The 17,542-nt window shown below is 74.2% G+C and carries 16 protein-coding genes; 1 reads left to right on the top strand and 15 read right to left on the bottom strand.

Annotated elements, in window-relative coordinates; genetic code table 11:
- Window positions 1–16: 16 nt before the first annotated feature.
- The 13 genes from DQ239_RS11080 to DQ239_RS11020 all read right to left on the bottom strand — a co-directional run bounded on the left by DQ239_RS11080 (window position 17) and on the right by DQ239_RS11020 (window position 13,493).
- Window positions 17–997 carry a methionine synthase gene (locus DQ239_RS11080; protein ID WP_113834467.1) on the bottom strand — a complete coding sequence of 327 codons (981 nt, stop codon included), beginning with the start codon at window positions 995–997 and terminating at the stop codon, window positions 17–19.
- Entirely contained in the window at window positions 994–2,064 is a 1,071-nt protein-coding gene (gene mnmA, locus DQ239_RS11075; RefSeq protein ID WP_113834466.1) for a tRNA 2-thiouridine(34) synthase MnmA, read from the bottom strand. Before mnmA ends, DQ239_RS11080 begins: the two co-directional genes overlap by 4 nt.
- A complete protein-coding gene (locus tag DQ239_RS11070) occupies window positions 2,061–3,251 on the bottom strand; it encodes a cysteine desulfurase family protein (RefSeq protein WP_113834465.1) in 1,191 nt (396 codons plus the stop codon). Before DQ239_RS11070 ends, mnmA begins: the two co-directional genes overlap by 4 nt.
- Window positions 3,248–4,636 (bottom strand): MFS transporter, encoded by a 1,389-nt coding sequence (locus DQ239_RS11065; protein ID WP_113834464.1) that lies wholly within the window; start codon window positions 4,634–4,636, stop codon window positions 3,248–3,250. The genes DQ239_RS11070 and DQ239_RS11065 overlap by 4 nt, the downstream gene beginning before the upstream one ends.
- Before the next feature lie 100 nt (window positions 4,637–4,736).
- The gene (locus DQ239_RS11060) at window positions 4,737–5,699 is read right to left on the bottom strand and encodes an electron transfer flavoprotein subunit alpha/FixB family protein (RefSeq protein WP_113834463.1); all 963 of its coding nucleotides are present in this window, start codon (window positions 5,697–5,699) and stop codon (window positions 4,737–4,739) included.
- Window positions 5,700–5,735: 36 nt separating this feature from the next.
- Window positions 5,736–6,515, bottom strand: a complete 780-nt coding sequence (locus tag DQ239_RS11055; protein ID WP_113834462.1) for an electron transfer flavoprotein subunit beta/FixA family protein — start codon at window positions 6,513–6,515, stop codon at window positions 5,736–5,738.
- 116 nt (window positions 6,516–6,631) lie between these two features.
- Window positions 6,632–7,729: a PLP-dependent cysteine synthase family protein gene (locus tag DQ239_RS11050; RefSeq protein WP_113834461.1), complete on the bottom strand. Its 1,098-nt coding sequence runs from the start codon at window positions 7,727–7,729 to the stop codon at window positions 6,632–6,634.
- Window positions 7,726–8,808, bottom strand: a complete 1,083-nt coding sequence (locus DQ239_RS11045; protein ID WP_113834460.1) for an ABC transporter ATP-binding protein — start codon at window positions 8,806–8,808, stop codon at window positions 7,726–7,728. The genes DQ239_RS11050 and DQ239_RS11045 overlap by 4 nt, the downstream gene beginning before the upstream one ends.
- Window positions 8,805–9,689, bottom strand: a complete 885-nt coding sequence (locus DQ239_RS11040) for an ABC transporter permease (protein WP_199582886.1) — start codon at window positions 9,687–9,689, stop codon at window positions 8,805–8,807. Before DQ239_RS11040 ends, DQ239_RS11045 begins: the two co-directional genes overlap by 4 nt.
- On the bottom strand, window positions 9,686–10,534 hold the full coding sequence (locus DQ239_RS11035) for an ABC transporter permease subunit (RefSeq protein ID WP_233489083.1): 849 nt from the start codon (window positions 10,532–10,534) through the stop codon (window positions 9,686–9,688). Before DQ239_RS11035 ends, DQ239_RS11040 begins: the two co-directional genes overlap by 4 nt.
- A 59-nt stretch (window positions 10,535–10,593) precedes the next feature.
- Window positions 10,594–11,736, bottom strand: coding sequence for an ABC transporter substrate-binding protein (locus DQ239_RS11030; RefSeq protein ID WP_113834458.1), 1,143 nt, complete (start codon window positions 11,734–11,736; stop codon window positions 10,594–10,596).
- A gap of 145 nt (window positions 11,737–11,881) precedes the next feature.
- Window positions 11,882–12,667 (bottom strand): enoyl-CoA hydratase-related protein, encoded by a 786-nt coding sequence (locus tag DQ239_RS11025; RefSeq protein WP_113834603.1) that lies wholly within the window; start codon window positions 12,665–12,667, stop codon window positions 11,882–11,884.
- A gap of 10 nt (window positions 12,668–12,677) precedes the next feature.
- Complete coding sequence (locus DQ239_RS11020) at window positions 12,678–13,493, bottom strand: ABC transporter ATP-binding protein (RefSeq protein ID WP_113834457.1); 816 nt, start codon at window positions 13,491–13,493, stop codon at window positions 12,678–12,680.
- Between the two features lie 63 nt (window positions 13,494–13,556).
- Here DQ239_RS11020 and glgX point away from each other — a divergent pair, with 63 nt between their 5' ends.
- On the top strand, window positions 13,557–15,692 hold the full coding sequence (glgX, locus tag DQ239_RS11015) for a glycogen debranching protein GlgX (protein WP_113834456.1): 2,136 nt from the start codon (window positions 13,557–13,559) through the stop codon (window positions 15,690–15,692).
- Window positions 15,693–15,787: 95 nt separating this feature from the next.
- On the opposite strand, the gene DQ239_RS11010 is transcribed toward glgX, so the two are convergent.
- On the bottom strand, window positions 15,788–16,306 hold the full coding sequence (locus DQ239_RS11010) for a hypothetical protein (RefSeq protein ID WP_113834455.1): 519 nt from the start codon (window positions 16,304–16,306) through the stop codon (window positions 15,788–15,790).
- 85 nt (window positions 16,307–16,391) lie between these two features.
- Window positions 16,392–17,375 (bottom strand): FHA domain-containing protein, encoded by a 984-nt coding sequence (locus DQ239_RS11005; RefSeq protein WP_113834454.1) that lies wholly within the window; start codon window positions 17,373–17,375, stop codon window positions 16,392–16,394.
- Between the last annotated feature and the right edge of the window lie 167 nt (window positions 17,376–17,542).

Here is a 17,542-nt window from a genome sequence, read left to right as displayed (position 1 = left end):
CTCACCCGCTCGGGGCTCACTCCGGCTGCAGGTACTTCGCCGCCTCGCGCAGGTGGGTCATCGCGCCGCGCGCGTAGCCGGGCGTGGCACCGGCCAGGCCGCACGACGGCGTGAGCGTGACGACCTCGGGCAGCTGCTCGGCGGAGAAGCCCAGCTCGCGCCACCAGCCCTGCACCCGCGAGGCGGTCGCCTTCGCGTCGGGCAGCGGCGCATCGGTGCCCGGTATCACGCCGGCCAGCAGGTGGACGCCGGCGTCGACGGCCTCCCCGACGGCGTCGAGGTCCGGCACCAGCGAGAGGTCGAACGACAACCCGGCGGCGCCGGCGGACCGGAACAGCGTCAACGGCATCCGTGCGGCGCAGCAGTGCACCACCACCGGCACCGGCAGGCCGTCGACCACGGCCCTCAGCTCGCGCTCGACGTCCTCGGCCGGGACGGCGGGGAGACGCCCGAACCCGCTCGCCGTCGGCAGCGCGCCCTGCAGCACCGCGGGCACGCCGGGCTCGTCGAGCTGCAGCACGAGCTGCGCGCCCGGCACCCGCGCGGCGACCGCGGCCACGTGGCCGGCCAGCCCCTCGGTCAGCGACTGGGCCAGGTCACGGCGCGCTCCCGCGTCGACGACGGCCCGCTCGCCCCGGGGGCGCTCCAGCGAGGCGGCCAGCGTCCACGGCCCGGCCGCCTGCAGCTTCAGGGGCCCGGTGTAGCCCTCGGCCAGGTCGTGCAGCGCATCGAGGTCGCGGGCGAGGAACTCCTCGGCGCGCTGCTGGTCGATGCCGGCCCGTGGCACCAGCCGCCAGCCCGCCGGCGTGAGATCGACGGCCAGGTCGACGAGCAGCGCCGCCGTCCGCCCGACCATGTCGGCACCGGCGCCGCGGCCGGGCAGCTCCGGCAGGTGCGGCATGCCCGGCAGCTCACCCAGCACGAGCCGCACCGCCTCGGCCGGGTCCACGCCCGGCAGCGAGCCGACCCCCGTCGCCGGCCCCCAGGGCGAGGTCACCGGGCGTCCGCCACGGGCGCCTGGCCGACGACGCGGTCACCGCGCGCGGCGTCCGGCTCGTAGAGGACGGCGGACTGCCCCGGGGCGACCCCGCGCTGCGGCTCGGCCAGGGCGATCCGCAGGCCGTCGTCCCCGGTGCTCACCTCGCAGGCGACCGGGGTGCCGTGCGCGCGCAACTGCACCTCGAACCGGCCCGGCAGCGCGGGCGCCGCACCGGTCCAGGTCGGGACGCCGGTGCGCACCTCGTCGACGACGGCGAGGTCGGCCGTCCCGATCGTCACCGTGCGGCTGACCGGCTCGATGCCCAGCACGTAGCGGGGCCGCGAGTCACCGGCGGTCACACCCAGGCCCTTCCGCTGGCCGACCGTGAAGCCGTAGGTGCCGTCGTGCTCGCCGACGGTGGCCCCGGTGGTCGCGTCGACGACCGGGCCGGGCAGGCTGCCGAGCCGCCGGGCCAGGAAGCCACGGGTGTCGCCGTCGGGGATGAAGCAGATGTCGTGCGAGTCGGGCTTGGTGGCCACGCCGAACCCGCGCTCGGCGGCGATCTCCCGCACCCGGTCCTTGGTCATGCCGCCGAGCGGGGACCACGCGGCCGCGAGCTGTTCCGGGGTGAGCACGCCAAGCACGTAGGACTGGTCCTTCGCGGCGTCCACCGACCGGCGCAGCTCGCCGTCGGCCAGCCGCGCGTGGTGACCGGTGACGACGGCGTCGAAGCCCAGCGACAGCGCGCGGTCGAGCACCGCGGAGAACTTGATCTTCTCGTTGCACCGCAGGCACGGGTTCGGGGTGCGCCCGGCCGCGTACTCGGCCACGAAGTCGTCGACGACGTCCTCGGTGAAGCGCTCGGCGAGGTCCCAGACGTAGAACGGGATGCCGAGCTCGTCGGCCACCCGGCGGGCGTCGTGGGAGTCCTCGACGCTGCAGCAGCCGCGCGAGCCGCTGCGCAGCGCCTGCCGGTGCTGCGACAGCGCCAGGTGCACCCCGGTGACGTCGTGCCCGGCGTCCACGGCCAGCGCGGCCGCCACGGCGGAGTCCACCCCACCGCTCATCGCGGCGAGCACCCTCATCGCCGGCCGAGCCCCGCGCGCCGCGCGCGCTCCACGACCGGCCCGATCACGTCGAGGACGGCGTCGACGTCGGCGTCGGTCGAGGTGTGCCCGAGGCTGAAGCGCAGGGAGCTCCGGGCGCGTTCGCTGTCGGCACCGACCGCGAGCAGCACGTGGCTCGGGCGGGCGACGCCGGCGCTGCAGGCCGACCCGGTCGAGCACTCGATGCCCCGGGCGTCGAGCAGCATGAGCAGCGCGTCACCCTCGGCGCCGGGGAACGACAGGTGCGCGTTGCCGGGCAGCCGGCCGGGGCCACCGGCCAGCTCCTCGTCGAGCGGAGCGCCGTTGAGCCGGGCGTCGGGGACCTCGGCGGTGACCCCGCGGACCAGGCGGTCGCGCAGCGCACCCACCTGCGCCGCCCGCTGCTCGCGGCGGCCCACCGCGGTGACCGTGGCGACGGCGAGACCCACGATGGCGGCGACGTCCAGGGTGCCGGAGCGCACGTCGCGCTCCTGCCCGCCGCCGTGCAGCAGCGGGGTGCACTCGGCGTCGCGGCGCAGCAGCAGGGCGCCCGCCCCCATCGGCCCACCGAGCTTGTGCCCGGTCATGGTGAGGGCGTCGACGCCGCTGGCCCCGAAGTCCACCGGCACCTGCCCGACGGCCTGGACGGCGTCGGTGTGCAGCGGGACGCCGACGGCGTGCGCCGTGCCGGCGAGGGCGGCGATGTCGCTGACGGTGCCGATCTCGTTGTTGGCCCACATGACGCTGGCCAGCGCGACGTCCCGGCCGTCGCCGAGCGCCTCGGCCAGCGCCTCGGGCCGGATCCGCCCGCTCGGCTCGACCGGCAGCCAGGTCACGTCGGCGCCGTCGTGCTTGACCAGCCACTCGACGCTGTCCAGGACGGCGTGGTGCTCGGCGGGGCTCACGACCAGCCGGCGGCGCTGGGCGTCGGACCCCCGCCGGGCCCAGAACAGGCCCTTGATCGCCAGGTTGTCGCTCTCGGTGCCGCCACCGGTGAACAGCACCTCGGACGGCCGGGCGCCCAGCGCCTCGGCCAGCCGCTCGCGGGACTGCTCGGCCACCCGGCGGGCCGCGCGGCCGCTGGCATGGAGCGAGGACGCGTTCCCGACCCGACCCAGCTGCTCGGTCATGGCCGCCAGCACCTCGGGCAGCAGCGGCGTCGTCGCCGCGTGGTCCAGATACGTCATGTCGCCGCCAGGGTAGTCGCGGCCGCCGAGGCCTCCTGGCCCGGCGGGACGGTGCGCCCGGCCACGCGGGCGCCGAGGAGCGCGGGCACCGAGAGCACCGCCACGGCAGCGAGCACCGCCGGCCAGAGCGCGCCCCCGCTGTCGGCCGCCCCGGCCACCAGGACGCCGGACAGGCCGATGCACAGCGCCGAGGCGGTGACGTCGGAGATCTGCAGGGCTGCCGAGTTGGCCCCCCGCTCGGCCTCGGGCGAGAGGTGCAGCAGCAGCACCCCGACGCTGGGCATGCCCAGGCCCATGCCCACGCCGGCGACGAACCAGCTGAGGTAGGCCGGCCAGCCACCGAAGGCGGGCACCGCGACCGTCGCGGTGGTGAGGAGACCGAGCGCGAGCAGGACGAACCCTGCGCGCAGCACCCGCTGCCGGGGTACCTCCGCGCGGCGTCCCTGCAGTTGCGCGGCGACCACCCAGCCGACCGCTCCGGCGGTCAGCGGCAGGCCGGCCGTGGACGCGCTCCATCCGTGCTGCTCGGTCAGGACGAAGGGCAGCAGGGCGTCCATGCCGAAGAAGGCCCCCGCCGCGAGGCCGCGGCAGGCCACGACCGCGGGGATCCCCGGCCGGGCGCGGACCGTGCCGGGCGGCAGCAGCCGGCGCAGGCCGGCCGCCAGGGCCACCGCGCCGACGACGACGAGCCCGACGCCCGCGAGGTCCAGGCGCTGGGCGGCGTACTGCAGGGCGGCGATGCCGGCACCGGCGAGCAGGGCCCAGGGCGCGTTGCTGCGCCGGCCCGCGACCGCCCAGGGAGGCGCCGCGTCGGAGCCGGCGCTCAGGAGCAGGGCGAGGCCCGCGCCCACCAGGGGCAGCAGGCCGAGGAAGACGCCGCGCCAGCCCACGTGCGTGGTGACCAGGCCGGCGGCGAGCGGGCCGATCAGGGCCGGCAGCACCCATCCCGCCGCGAAGGCGCCGAACAGCCGGGGCCGCAGCTCCGAGGAGTACGCCTGACCGGCGATCACGTACAGCAGCACGATGACGACGCCGGCGCCGAGGCCCTGCACCGCCCGGCCCACGACGAGCACCGCCATGTGCTGGGAGACCCCGGCGATCAGCAGGCCGGCGGCGAAGACGAGCACGCCGGCGAGCACTCCCGGCCGGGGCGACCGCCGGTCCCCCACCTCGCCGCCGACCACCATGCCGACGACCGAGGTGACGAGGAAGGCGCTGAAGGGCCAGGCGTACCAGGCGACGCCGTCGAGCTCGTCGACCGCGCTGGGCATCGCCGTCCCGACGGCCATCGCCTCGAAGGCCACGAGCGTGACCAGGGTGAGCAGACCGATCGTCGTCCGCCGGTGCCCGGCGTCCCAGATGCTCCCCGGCACGGTCTGGTCCACGAACGGCCCAACCGCCGCCGGCCGCCCGTGCTTCCCGGGGTCCGCAGACGCGACCGGGCGCCGCCCCCGGGGGGGCGACGCCCGGACGGAGCGCGCTGCGTTACTTCCGTGCGTTGATCTGCTCGGTGGCCTGCGGCACGACGGTGTTGAGGTCACCGATGACACCGAAGTCGGCGAGCTCGAAGATCGGGGCCTCGGGGTCCTTGTTGATGGCCACGATGGTCTTCGAGGTCTGCATGCCGGCGCGGTGCTGGATGGCACCGGAGATGCCGACCGCCACGTACAGGTTCGGCGAGACGGTCTTGCCGGTCTGCCCCACCTGGAAGCTGTGCGGGTAGAAGCCGGAGTCGACCGCGGCGCGGGAAGCGCCCACGGCGGCACCGAGCGAGTCGGCCAGGGCCTCGATGATCGAGAAGTTGTCGGCGCTGGCCACACCGCGACCACCGGAGACCACGATCGAGGCCTCGGTGAGCTCGGGGCGGCTGCTCTTCTGCTCCACGACCCGGTCGGTGACCTTGGCGCCCTTGGCGGCGTCGGAGACCGAGACGGACACGGCCTGCTCGGCGCCCGCGGCGGGGGCCGGCTCAGGGGTGACCGAGTTGCCGCGCAGCGTGTAGATGGGCATGCCGGCGGTGACCTTCGAGTGCACGATGACCTGGCCGGCGAACGCGACCTGGGTCGCGGTGCCGTCGGCGGTGATCTCCGTGACGTCGGTCAGGAAGCCGCTGCCGATCTTGATCGCCAGCCGGGCGGCGACCTCCTTGCCCTCGGGCGAGGAGGGGATGACGACCGCGGCGGGCGACTTCTCGCCGACCAGCTGGGCGAGCACCTCGGCCTTGGGAGCGACGAGGAACTCGTCGACCTCGGGGGCCTCGGCGACGTAGACGGTGGCCGCGCCGTACTCGGCCAACGCGTCCTTCACGCCCACGGCGGTGCCGGGGGCGGCGATGACGACGGCGGACGGCTCACCGAGCGCGCGAGCCGCGGTCAGCGCCTCGAGGGTCGTCTTGCGGACTCCTCCGCCGGCCGGGTTGAGCTCGGCCAGGACCAGGACCTCTGCCATGAGTAGCTTCTCCTCTTCCTTCGATCCGGGCCGGGCTCAGACGATCTTCTGGCCGGCGAGGAAGTCGACGAACTTTTGCGCGCCGTCGCCCTCATCGGTCACCTTGACGCCCTCGCCCTTCGGCGGGCGGCCGGCGAAGTCGACGACCTGGGTGGTGGCGTTGGCCAGGCCGACGGCCGAGGCGTCGACACCGAGGTCGGCCAGGGTCTTGGTCTCGACCGGCTTCTTCTTGGCGGCCATGATCCCCTTGAACGAGGGGTAGCGCGGCTCGTTGATCGTGTCCCAGGTGGAGACGATCGCCGGCAGCGGCGCCTCGACGGCCCAGTAGCCGCCGTCGGTCTGCCGCTCGATCTTCGCGACACCGCCGTCGACGGTGAGCTTGCGGGCGCCGGAGAGCTGCGGGAGACCCAGCCGCTCGGCCAGCAGCGCCGGCATGACGCTCATCTGGCTGTCGGTCGCCTCGGCGCCGCAGATGACCAGGTCGAACTCGAGCTGGCCCAGGGCCGCGGCCAGGACGGCGCTGATCTGCACGGCGTCGGAGCCCTTGATGGCCTCGTCGGACACGTGGACGGCCTTGTCGGCGCCCATCGAGAGCGCCTTGCGGATCGCGTCGGTGGCGCTGTCAGGGCCGACGGTCAGCACGGTGACCTCGCCGCCCTGCGCCTCCTTGACCACGAGCGCCTCTTCGATGGCGTACTCGTCGATCTCGTTGACGACGTTGTCGGCCGCGGCGCGGGCGACGGTGTTGTCCGCCGGGTCCATCTTGCGCTCGCTGCCGGAATCCGGGACCTGCTTGACCAGAACGACGATGTTCATCGCCAGACCTACCTCCGCGACGCGTCAGGGGGTGCGAGCGGAACGCCCGACCAGCTCCGACCCTGGAGGTTACTTGCACGTAACCGCCAGGCGGAACGAGGGCCGGGTGAGGCACATCACGCGGTCGGGTGCCACTCCCCGCTCGCGGCGAAACGGCGCAGCGTGGCGGCGTGCGGGGCCAGGTCCAGGCCCTGCCCGGCGACCCACTCGTCCGCGTAGTAGGTGTGGGCGTAGCGCTCGCCGCCGTCGCACAGCAGGGTGACGACGCTGCCGGTGCGGCCCGCGGAGAGCATCTCGGCGACCAGCGCGAACGCGCCCCACAGGTTGGTGCCGGTCGACCCGCCGGCGCGGCGGCCGGTGACCTCCGCGAGGTGGCGCATGGCGGCCAGCGAGGCGGCGTCGGGGACCTGCAGCATCCGGTCGACGATGGTGGGCACGAACGACGGCTCCACCCGCGGCCGCCCGATGCCCTCGATCCGGGACGGCACCCCGGTCGTCGTCCCGGCGTCCCCGGTGGCGTAGCCGGGGAAGAAGGCGGAGTTCTCCGGGTCCACGACGGCCAGCCGGGTGGGGTGCCGGCGGTAGCGCAGGTAGCGGCCGATGGTCGCGCTCGTGCCGCCGGTGCCGGCGCCCACGACCACCCACTCCGGGACCGGGTGCCGCTCGGCGGCGAGCTGCTCGAAGATCGACTCGGCGATGTTGTTGTTGCCCCGCCAGTCGGTGGCGCGCTCGGCCAGGGTGAACTGGTCGAGGTAGTGGCCGCCGCACTCGTCGGCGAGCCGGCGGGCCGCCCCGTACATGTCGGCCGCGCGGTCGACGAAGTGGCACCGGCCGCCGTGGAACTCGATCAGCGCGATCTTCTCAGGGCTGGTCGAGCGCGGCATCACCGCGACGAAGGGCAGTCCGAGCATGCGGGCGAAGTAGGCCTCGCTCACCGCCGTCGACCCGCTGGAGGCCTCGACGACGGTGCTGCCCGCGGTGATCTGCCCGGAGCACAGCCCGTAGAAAAACAGCGACCGGGCCAGGCGGTGCTTGAGGCTGCCGGTGGGGTGGGTCGACTCGTCCTTGAGGTACAGGTCGATCCCCCACTCCGGCGGGAGCGGGTAGACCAGCAGGTGGGTGTCCGCGCTGCGCCGGGCGTCGGCCTCGACCATCGCCACCGCCCGGTCGACCCAGGCCCGGCCGGAGGAGTCGGACCGGTCGACCGTGGTCACGCCGGCTCGGCGGGCACGACCAGCACCGGCCGCTCGGCCGGCGTGACCGACACCGCCGTCCCCGGGGTGAGGTGCTGGCTGTCGGCGCTGGGGAGGTCGACGCGCACCTCCGGACCCTCGGACAGCGCGACGAGCAGGCGCGTGCTCGCCCCGGAGAAGGTACGGGTGACCACCCGCCCCGCTCCGCCGGCGGTGACCACCAGCGCCTCCGGCCGGATCAGCGCCTCGACCGGTCCGGTCGACGACGAACCGGCGAGCGGCCGCCGGGTGCCGAGCATCTCGACCACGCCGTCGGACAGCCGGGCCGGGAGGCGGTTCATCGTGCCCACGAACTCGGCGACGAAGGCCGTCGCCGGGCGCTCGTAGAGCTCGTCGGGGCCCGCCACCTGCTCCAGCCGGCCGGCACGCATGACCCCGACCCGGTCGGCCACCGACAGCGCCTCGGCCTGGTCGTGAGTGACGAAGACGGTCGTGGTGCCCAGCTCGAGCTGGATGCGGCGGATCTCCTCGCGCAGCTGCACGCGGACCTGTGCGTCGAGCGCCGACAGGGGCTCGTCCAGCAGCAGCACCTTCGGGGCCACCGCGAGCGCGCGGGCCAGCGCCACCCGCTGCTGTTGGCCGCCGGAGAGCTGGTGGGGGTAGCGGTTCCCCCGGTCGGCCAGGCCGACCAGCTCCAGCAGCTCGGCGGCGCGGCGGCGCTGCTCCGAGCGGTCGCGGCGGCGCACGCGGAGGCCGAAGGCGACGTTCTCGGCGACGGTCAGGTTCGGGAAGAGGCTGTAGGCCTGGAAGACCATGCCCATGTCGCGCTTGCTGGCCGGGACGCCGGTGACGTCGCGGCCGTCCACGAGCACGCGCCCGGCGTCGGGCTGCTCGAAGCCGGCGATCGCCCGCAGCGCCGTCGTCTTGCCGCAGCCCGAGGGCCCGAGCAGCGCCAGGAATTCGCCGCCGGCGATGTCGAGGTCCAGACCGTCCAGGGCGAGCACCGACCCGTAGCGGCGGGTCAGCCCCTCCAGGCGGATCGGCGCACCGGGACGGTCGCCCCGGTCCGCGCCGGTGGTCCGCAGCGAGGCGGCGGTCATGGGTTCTCCTTCGTGCCGCGCCGGCGGTCCAGCGCGGAGATCATCAGCAGCAGCAGCCAGGTGACCAGCAGCGAGAGCACCGAGACGGCCACCGACAGCTGCGGCTCCGACCCCGAGATTCGCAGGATCCACGTCGGGAAGGTCTCGAAGCCGAGGATGTTGGCGAACGTGAACTCGCCCAGGACCAGCGCGAGGGTGAGGAAGGCGGCGTTGAGCACCGAGGTGCGCAGCACCGGGAGCACCACCCAGAGCAGCACCCGGGGCCAGGAGGCGCCCAGGTTGCGCGCGGCCTCGGTCAGCGTGCGCAGGTCGGCTCCGCGGACGCCGGCGTCCAGCGCCCGGTACACGAACGGCAGCGCCAGCACGACGTAGACGAAGACCAGGATCCACGGGAGCTCGGGCTCCTGGATCGCGAAGAAGACGTCGGCCAGCGGGGTGTCCAGGAAGTAGTCCGGAGCCCACGCCAGGACGCTGCGCACCCCGACGACCAGGGCGATCGGCGGCACCACCAGCGGCATCAGGGTGAGCAGCTCCACCGTCGTGCGCAGCCGTGGCAGGCGCAGGTTCACCAGGACGACGGTCGGCAGCATCAGCACGAGGGCGATGAGCACGGTGAGCGCGGCGAGGACCAGCGAGCGGGTGAACGACTCGGCGAACCCGTCGGAGCCCGGGATGCTCGTGTAGTACTCGGCGGTGAACCCGCCGGTGCCGCGGTCGCGGACGGTGAACCACACCGACGCCGCGATCGGGACGAGGAAGTACAGCCCCAGCAGCCCGAGGACGGCGAACCGCCAGGCACCCCCGCCACGGCGGGCCGGCCGCACGGGGTTCTCGGGCGCCACTCCCCCGGCGCCGGCGACGCTCTCGGCCAGCGCCGTCATGCCAGCCACCGCTGGGTGCGCCGCTGGATCCACGCGTAGAAGGCCATCACCAGGCCGACGACGACGATCATCCCGAGCGCCAGCGCCTTGCCGAGGTTCTCCGCGCCGACGACGACGTTGCTCGACAGCGCGTCGGCGATCTGGAGGGTGACCAGCGGGACGCTGCTGCCCACCAGCGCCTTGGCGGTCGCGTAGGCGGCGAAGGCCGAGGCGAAGAGCAGCATCGTCGCGCCGAGCACCGGGGGCAGCAGCACCGGACCGCCGACGTGGCGCCAGTACTGCCACCCCGACGCGCCCAGGTTGTCCGACGCCTCCCGCCACTGTGGGCGCAGCGCCTCCAGCGCCGGGACGATGGTGAGCACCATCAGCGGGATCAGGAAGTACAGGTAGACCAGCCCCAGGCCGGTCATGGAGGCCAGGGAGAACCCGCCCAGCCCGATCCCGAAGGTCTCGGTGAGCAGCCGGGTGACGACACCGGCGGTGCCGATCGTGGCCAGGAAGGCGAAGGCCAGCGGGATGCCGCCGAAGTTGGCGAGCACCCCGGAGGCGGTGAGGACCAGCCGGCGGAGCAGCCGGCCGCGGCGGGCGCGCAGGATCGCGACGGCCAGCGCCAGGCCGAGGACGGCGCTCAGCAGCGCGGTGATCAGTGAGAGCTGCAGGCTCCCCAGGTAGGCGCGCCGGTAGACGCCCTCGGTGACGGCGGAGACGGAGGCGGTCGACCAGGTCTCCTCGAAGGTGACCGGGTCCGTGGCGCGGAACGCCTCGACCGCCAGCACCGCGATGGGGAGCAGCAGGAACACCCCGACGTACAGGAAGAACGGCGCAGCACCCAGCGCCGTCAGCACGCGTGCGCGCCGGCCCCCGCGACGGGGGGCCGGCGCGGACACGTCCGCGGATGCGGTACTCAGCCCGACATCTCCTCGTTCCAGCGGGCGGTGACGACCTCCTTGGCGGCGGCCTCCTGCTCCTCGGTCGGGAACTCGGCGGTCCCCTCCACCTCGGGCAGCGCGCTGCGCGCCTGCTCGTCGGCGGTGCCGGCGGCCTCCATCTCGGGGAGCCGCACCGGGCGGGCGCCGCCCTTCAGCCAGATGTTCTGGCCCTCGTCGCTGTAGAGGAACTCCTGCCAGAGGCGGGCGGCGGCCGGGTGCGGGGCGAACCGGCTGATGGCCTGGCTGTAGTAGCCGCCCATCAGGCCGTCACTGGGGACGGCGACCTCCCACGTCGAGCCCGCGGCCTGCATCTTCTCGGTCTGGGCGGCGTTGACGTAGTCCCAGTCGAGCGAGATCGGCGTCTCCCCGGCGAGGACGGTGGCCGGCGTCGACTCGACCGGGTTGAAGTTGCCGCTCTCCTTGAGGTCGACGAAGAAGTCGATCCCCGGGCCGATGTCGTCCAGGCTGCCGCCGTTGGCCAGGGCGGCGGCCCAGACCCCGGCGAAGGCGGCCTGCGCCTGCGTCGGGTTGCCGTTGAGGGCGACCTGGCCGGCGTAGCGCGGGTCGGCGAGCTCGGCCAGCGTGGTGGGGCACTCCTGGACGATCGTGGCGTTGCAGCCGATCGACAGGTAGCCGCCGTAGTCGTTGTACCAGTGCCCGTCGGGGTCCCTCTGGTCCTCGGGGATCTCGTCCCAGGTCTGCACCTGGTACGGGGCGGTGAGGTCCTGGGCCTTGGCCTGGCGGGCGAAGGACAGGCCGAGGTCGAGGACGTCGGGCGCCCGGTCCTGGCCGCGCTGGCTGGTGACGGCGTTGAGCTCGTCCTGGCTGGAGCCGTCGGGGCTGGCGCTGTTGATCTCGATGTCGTACTTCGCGCTGAAGGTCTCGAGCATCTCGCCGTAGTTGGCCCAGTCCGGCGGGAGGGCGATGACGTTGAGCTCGCCCTCGGCCTTCGCGGCCTCGATCAGGGCGTCCATCCCGCCGCCGTCCTCGACCGAGGCCGCCTCCGCCCAGTCCGAGCCGCTGCCGCTGCCGGAGCCACCGTCGTCGGAGCCGCAGGCGGTCAGGGTCAGTCCCGCCGTCACGACCGCGACCGCGGTCCGCAGGGTGGTTCGTCGCACGTGTCCTCCTGGTGTGGGGCCGTTCCGTACCCGGGTCCCCCTGGACCCGACCGGACGGCCTGGCGCATTCTGACCTACCGCGGCGCCCCCCGCGCAGTACGAGAAGGTGACGATCCGGCGTCCGACCGGTGTCGGGACGGTGCGCTCAGCGGCCGGTGAACTCCGCCTTGCCCGGGCCGCTCTCCAGGAACGAGCGCATGCCGGTCTTCTGGTCCTCGGTGTCGAAGAGCTCGGCGAACAGGCGGGTCTCCAGCGTCAGCGCCTCGTCCAGCGGCAGCTCCAGGCCCTCGTCGATCGCGCGCTTCGCGGCGGCCAGCGCCAGCGGCGGCCCGGCGGCGAACTTGCGCGCCATGGCGACGGCGGTCTCGTACACCTCGGCGTCGGGGACGACGGCGTCGGCCAGGCCGATCTCCAGGGCCTCCTCCGCGCCCACGTGCCGGCCGGTGAAGACGAGGTCCTTGGCCTTGGCCGGGCCGACCAGGCGGGCCAGGCGCTGCGTGCCGCCGGCGCCGGGGATCACGCCGAGCAGGATCTCGGGCTGGCCGATCTTCGCCTTGCTGCCGAGCACGCGGAAGTCGGCGCACAGAGCCAGCTCGTAGCCGCCGCCCAGGGCGTAGCCGGTGATGGCGGCGATGACCGGCTTCGGGATGCCGGCCACGGCGCGGAAGGAGTCCTGCAGCTCGCGGCCCCACTCGCGCATGCCCGCGCCGTCCAGCTGCGACATGGCCTTGATGTCGGCGCCGGCGGCGAACACCCGCTCGCCGCCGTAGACGACGACGGCGCGCACGTCGGCCCGCTCCCCCGCCTCGGCCGCCGCGGCGCGCACCTCGAGGTGCAGTTGCTCGTCGATGGCGTTCATCTTCGGGCGGTCGAGGCGGATCGTGCCCACCCCGTCCTCCACCTGCAGGGTCACGAACTCGGGCTCAGCCATGGACGGCACCCTAGCGAGCGCGGCGGGCGGTGAAGCGGCCGTCGGTGCGGGTGAGGTCCAGCGGCAGCCCGAAGGTGTCCGAGAGCGTCCCGGCGGTCAGGACGTCGTCGGCGGCGCCCGCGGCGACGACCTCACCTCCCCGCAGCAGCAGGGCGTGGGTGTAGCCGGGCGGGATCTCCTCGACGTGGTGGGTGACCAGGACCTGCGCCGGCGCGTAGGAGTAGCGGGCGAGGTCCGACAGCCGGGCGACGAGGTCCTCGCGGCCGCCCAAGTCCAGCCCGGCACCGGGCTCGTCGAGCAGCAGCAGCTCGGGGTCGGGCATGAGCGCGCGGGCGATCTGGGCCCGCTTGCGCTCCCCCTCGCTCAGCGTCCCGAACGGCCGGTGCGCGAACTGGGCGACGCCCCACTGCTGCATGAGCATCCCGGCGCGGGTCAGGTCGTGGACGTCGTAGCGCTCTCGCCACCGGCCGACGACGGCGTACCCGGCGGACACGACGACGTCGCCGGTCGTCTCCGCCGGCTCGATCCGCTGCGCCAGCGCCGCGCTGGTCACGCCGATGCGCGGACGGAGCTCGAAGACGTCGACCGCGCCGAGGGTCTCCCCCAGCAACCGCACCTCGCCGCGAGTGGGGTGCAGCAGCGCGCCCGCGAGCTGCATCAGCGTCGTCTTCCCGGCGCCGTTGGGACCGAGCACCACCCAGCGGTGGTCGGCCTCCACGCGCCAGTCGACGCCGCGCAGCAGGTGGGTCTCACCCCGCACGACGTCGACCCCGGTCATCCGTACGACGGCCCCGTCCGAGGCGTCTGAGCTCGACACGGCGTCCATCCAACCCCACCCCGCGGGCGCCGCCTGCACGCCGTCCGTCCGCGGACTTGGCACGATCGCCCGGTGACCGCATCCCCGGCCGTCGAGATCCTGCCCGGCTCGCCCACGCCGCTCGGCGCGCACTGGGACGGCACGGGCACCAACTTCGCCCTGTGGTCGGCCGGGGCGCACGCCGTGGAGCTGTGCCTCTTCGACCCCGACGGCGTCGAGCACCGGCACCCGCTCACCGAGAGCACCCACCAGGTGTGGCACGGCCGGGTCACCGGCATCGGCCCCGGCCAGCGCTACGGCTACCGGGTCCACGGCGCCTACGACCCGTCCACCGGCCACCGGTACAACCCGGCCAAGCTGCTGCTCGACCCCTACGCCCGCGCGGTGGACGGCGGCCTGCAGCTGCACCCCTCGCTGTTCGGGCACCCCGGCGACGCCGTCGACAGCCCGGTGCCGGACGACCGCGACTCCGGGCCGCACGTGCCGCGCGGCGTCGTCGTCCACGACACCTTCCCGTGGGACGGCGACCGCGCCCCGCACACCTCGTGGTCGGACACCGTCATCTACGAGGTGCACGTCAAGGGCGCCACCATGCGTCACCCGGGAGTCCCGGCGCAGCTGCGCGGCACCTATGCCGGGCTGGCCCACCCCGCCTTCGTCGAGCACCTGCGGTCGCTGGGCGTGACCGCGGTGGAGCTGCTGCCGGTGCACCACTTCGTCAGCGAGCCGCACCTGCTGCGCCGGGGGCTGACCAACTACTGGGGCTACAACACGCTGGGCTTCTTCGCCCCGCACGCCGCCTACAGCGCCTCGGGCAGCGGCGGCGGGCAGGTCACCGAGTTCAAGACGATGGTCAAGGCGCTGCACGCGGCCGGCATCGAGGTCATCCTCGACGTCGTCTACAACCACACCGCCGAGGGCGACCAGACCGGGCCCACGCTGTCGCTCAAGGGCATCGACAACCCCGGGTACTACCGCCTCGACCCGCAGAACCCGGCCCGCTACACCGACTACACCGGCTGCGGGAACACCCTCGACGTCCGCCGGCCCACGGTCCTGGCGCTGCTCATGGACTCGCTGCGGTACTGGGTCACCGAGATGCACGTCGACGGGTTCCGGTTCGACCTCGCCTCGGCGCTGGCCCGTTCGATGCACGACGTCGACCGGTTGTCGGCGTTCTTCGACGTCGTCCACCAGGACCCGGTGGTCAGCCGGGTGAAGCTGATCGCCGAGCCGTGGGACGTCGGACCGGGCGGCTACCAGGTGGGCAACTTCCCCCCGCCCTGGACGGAGTGGAACGGCAGGTACCGCGACACGGTGCGCGACGTGTGGTCCGGCGCGCACGTCGGCGTCCGGGACCTGGCCTACCGGCTCACCGGCTCCTCGGACCTCTACCGCTCCGACGGCCGCCGCCCGTTCGCCTCGATCAACTTCGTCACCGCCCACGACGGCTTCCCGATGCGCGACCTGGTCACCTACGAGCACAAGCACAACGAGGCCAACGGCGAGGACAACCGGGACGGCGAGAACCACAACCGCTCCTGGAACTGCGGCGTCGAGGGCGAGACCGACGACCCCGCGGTGAACGCGCTGCGCGCCCGGCAGGTGCGCAACCTGCTGGCCACCCTGCTGATGTCCACCGGGGTGCCGATGCTCACCGCCGGCGACGAGCTCGGGCGCACCCAGCGGGGCAACAACAACGCCTACTGCCAGGACAACGAGCTCTCCTGGCTGGACTGGACGCAGGTCGACGCCGATCTGCGCGCGTTCGTCACCCACGTGCTGGCGCTGCGCCGGTCGGCGCCGGTGCTGCGGCAGGAGGCGTTCTTCGAGGGGCACGAGCTGCCCGGCACCGGCGGCACCCGCGACCTGGCGTGGTTCGCTCCCAGCGGCGGGCAGCTGACCACCGCCGACTGGTTCGACACCGGCCTGCAGACGATCGGCATGTACCTCGACGGGCGCGGCATCCGGCACCGCGACGCCCAGGGCCGGCCGGTCGTCGACGACTCCTACCTGGTCTGGCTGCACGCCGGGCCGGAGCCGCTCACCGTGCAGCTGCCCGACGCGCCCTGGGCCGACGGCTACGAGCTCGTCGTCTCCACCGAGTACGCCACCGGCGCGCCCCCGGACCCGGCGATGGTCGCCCCCGGCCCCGTCGAGCTGCCCGGCCGCTGCGTCTGGGTGCTCAAGGTCCTCCGCCGCCCCTGACCGGACGCGGACCCGCCACTCTGCGGGTGTTTTCCCCGCTTCGCGGGTCCTGCAGCGCCCGCAAAGCACGGAGAACACCCGCGAAGTGGAGAAGGTCAGGTGTCGGACAGGCGTACGGGCCGGCCGAGGTCCGGGCGGAAGCTCCAGAGGTGCAGGTCCTCGTCCGACTCCTCGACGACCTCGACGTCGGTGAGCGCGTAGATCCCGTGCCCCTCGTCGGGGACCAGCGCGACGGCCGACCACCGCCCCGAGCTGTCCGGCGAGTCGTCCAGGTAGTGCACGAGGAGCGCGTCCACGGCACCGCGCCGCTCGTCGGCCCGCAGCCGCACGAGGGAGCCGGGTCGCGGCGATCCCGGCGGAACCGGCCCGACCGGCGAGGCGAACAGCCAGTGCACCGTCGTCCCGGAGGCGCCGTACTCGACCGCCTCGCCCGGGTACCAGACCACCCAGGTCGGGCCGGTGATGTCGTGACGCCGCCCGTCGTCGTCCCGCACCCACATGCGGCCCGACAGCAGGATCAGCAGGACCTTCTGGGCGAGCCGGCGGGCGCTGACCGGCAGGTACCCGTGAGAACTGAGCGCGAGGTCGTGGCCGGTGTTCTGGCGAAGGTGCACGCGCCGATCCTGTCGCACCGTCGAACGCAAGCGGCCCAGGACCGGTGGGGTCCTGGGCCGCTGGGGTTCACCGCTGCGGGGACGGCTACTCGGGCTGCTCGAAGGTGATGACGGTCCAGCCGAGCAGGAGGCGGTCGCCGTCGGACAGCGGGTGGGCGATGCCCGGCTCCAGCTGGGTCCACTCCGTGGCCTCGGGGCCGGCGACGTGGGTGCCGTTGAGCGAGCCCAGGTCGACCAGCGAGACCTGGCCGCCCGACCGCGTCAGGGCGGCGTGGGCCGAGGAGAGCACGTTCTGGGTGTCCGCGATCGGCACGGGACGGGCGCTGCCGGCGGTGACCATCTCGTGGTTGTCGGGCCGGCGACCGAGCACGAGGTCGCCGTCCACCGGGACGACCAGGCCGTCGTCGAAGCGCAGCACGGGCGGGGCGTCGCCGGAGGCGGCGGAGTCGGAGTCCGGCCGCCAGAACGCGGTCTGCTCGCCCGACTCGGCCGGGGCGCTGACCCGGCTGGAGCCGGCACTCGCGCCGGACCCGAAGCCGGAGTCCGAGCCCGCGGTGAACGACGACGGAGAGGCCTGGCCCCCGGCCGGCGCCGCCGCGAGCGGCGACTGAGCGGCGGCGGACACGTGCAGCGTCGCGCCGGCGCCGGGCACCGTGCCCTCGACGAGGTCGAAGGAGACGCCGGGAACCCCCTGCGGGGCGGCCGAGCCGGGACCGACATAGAGCGTGCGGCCCAGCGAGAACTTGCCGAGGGTGGCGCCGGAGACGGAGGAGCCGGACACCGGCACCCCGTCCACGGTGGGCTGGCCCTTGCCGGACCAGAGGGCGACGGCGGTGCCGGCGGCGGCGTCGGTCACGACGACGGCAAAAGAGGCACTGCCGGAGGCGAGCGACCCAGCCTGCGCGGCGACGGCGGTCAGCACGTGCTCGACGCCGGGGCCGGAGACCCCGAGGCAAGCGTGCAGGGCCGAGACGAGAGCAGGGGAACCGGGAGCGTCCACCCACAGCAGGCCACCGTCGCGGCGGGCGACGACGGCGTCTCCGGGCAGGACTTCGCAACGGTCGGGCATGGCGGCAAGCCTAGTGATGCACAACAGGCTTCGCGGCCCGGCCGCCCCCGAAACGCCGTGATCGTTCCACGTCACACCACACAGGTGAGGCGAACGTGACGGGAGCGTCGCGACGGGTGACCGGCGGCCCCGTCGCGGGGTGAGCTCGCGACGGGGCCGGGCCTCGA

Source organism: Blastococcus sp. TF02-09 (assembly GCF_003319105.1).
Taxonomy (GTDB): Bacteria; Actinomycetota; Actinomycetes; order Mycobacteriales; family Geodermatophilaceae; genus Blastococcus.
This window is presented reverse-complemented; position numbering and strand designations above follow the sequence as displayed.

What these genes read in the sequence shown, in the direction of transcription:
- mnmA (WP_113834466.1), bottom strand. Translation starts at nt 2,064, where the DNA reads ATGAGGGTGCTCGCCGCGATGAGCGGTGGGGTGGACTCCGCCGTGGCG.
- DQ239_RS11070 (WP_113834465.1), bottom strand. Translation starts at nt 3,251, where the DNA reads ATGACGTATCTGGACCACGCGGCGACGACGCCGCTGCTGCCCGAGGTG.
- DQ239_RS11060 (WP_113834463.1), bottom strand. Translation starts at nt 5,699, where the DNA reads ATGGCAGAGGTCCTGGTCCTGGCCGAGCTCAACCCGGCCGGCGGAGGA.
- DQ239_RS11055 (WP_113834462.1), bottom strand. Translation starts at nt 6,515, where the DNA reads ATGAACATCGTCGTTCTGGTCAAGCAGGTCCCGGATTCCGGCAGCGAG.
- DQ239_RS11045 (WP_113834460.1), bottom strand. Translation starts at nt 8,808, where the DNA reads ATGACCGCCGCCTCGCTGCGGACCACCGGCGCGGACCGGGGCGACCGT.
- DQ239_RS11040 (WP_199582886.1), bottom strand. Translation starts at nt 9,689, where the DNA reads ATGACGGCGCTGGCCGAGAGCGTCGCCGGCGCCGGGGGAGTGGCGCCC.
- DQ239_RS11025 (WP_113834603.1), bottom strand. Translation starts at nt 12,667, where the DNA reads ATGGCTGAGCCCGAGTTCGTGACCCTGCAGGTGGAGGACGGGGTGGGC.
- DQ239_RS11020 (WP_113834457.1), bottom strand. Translation starts at nt 13,493, where the DNA reads ATGGACGCCGTGTCGAGCTCAGACGCCTCGGACGGGGCCGTCGTACGG.
- DQ239_RS11005 (WP_113834454.1), bottom strand. Translation starts at nt 17,375, where the DNA reads ATGCCCGACCGTTGCGAAGTCCTGCCCGGAGACGCCGTCGTCGCCCGC.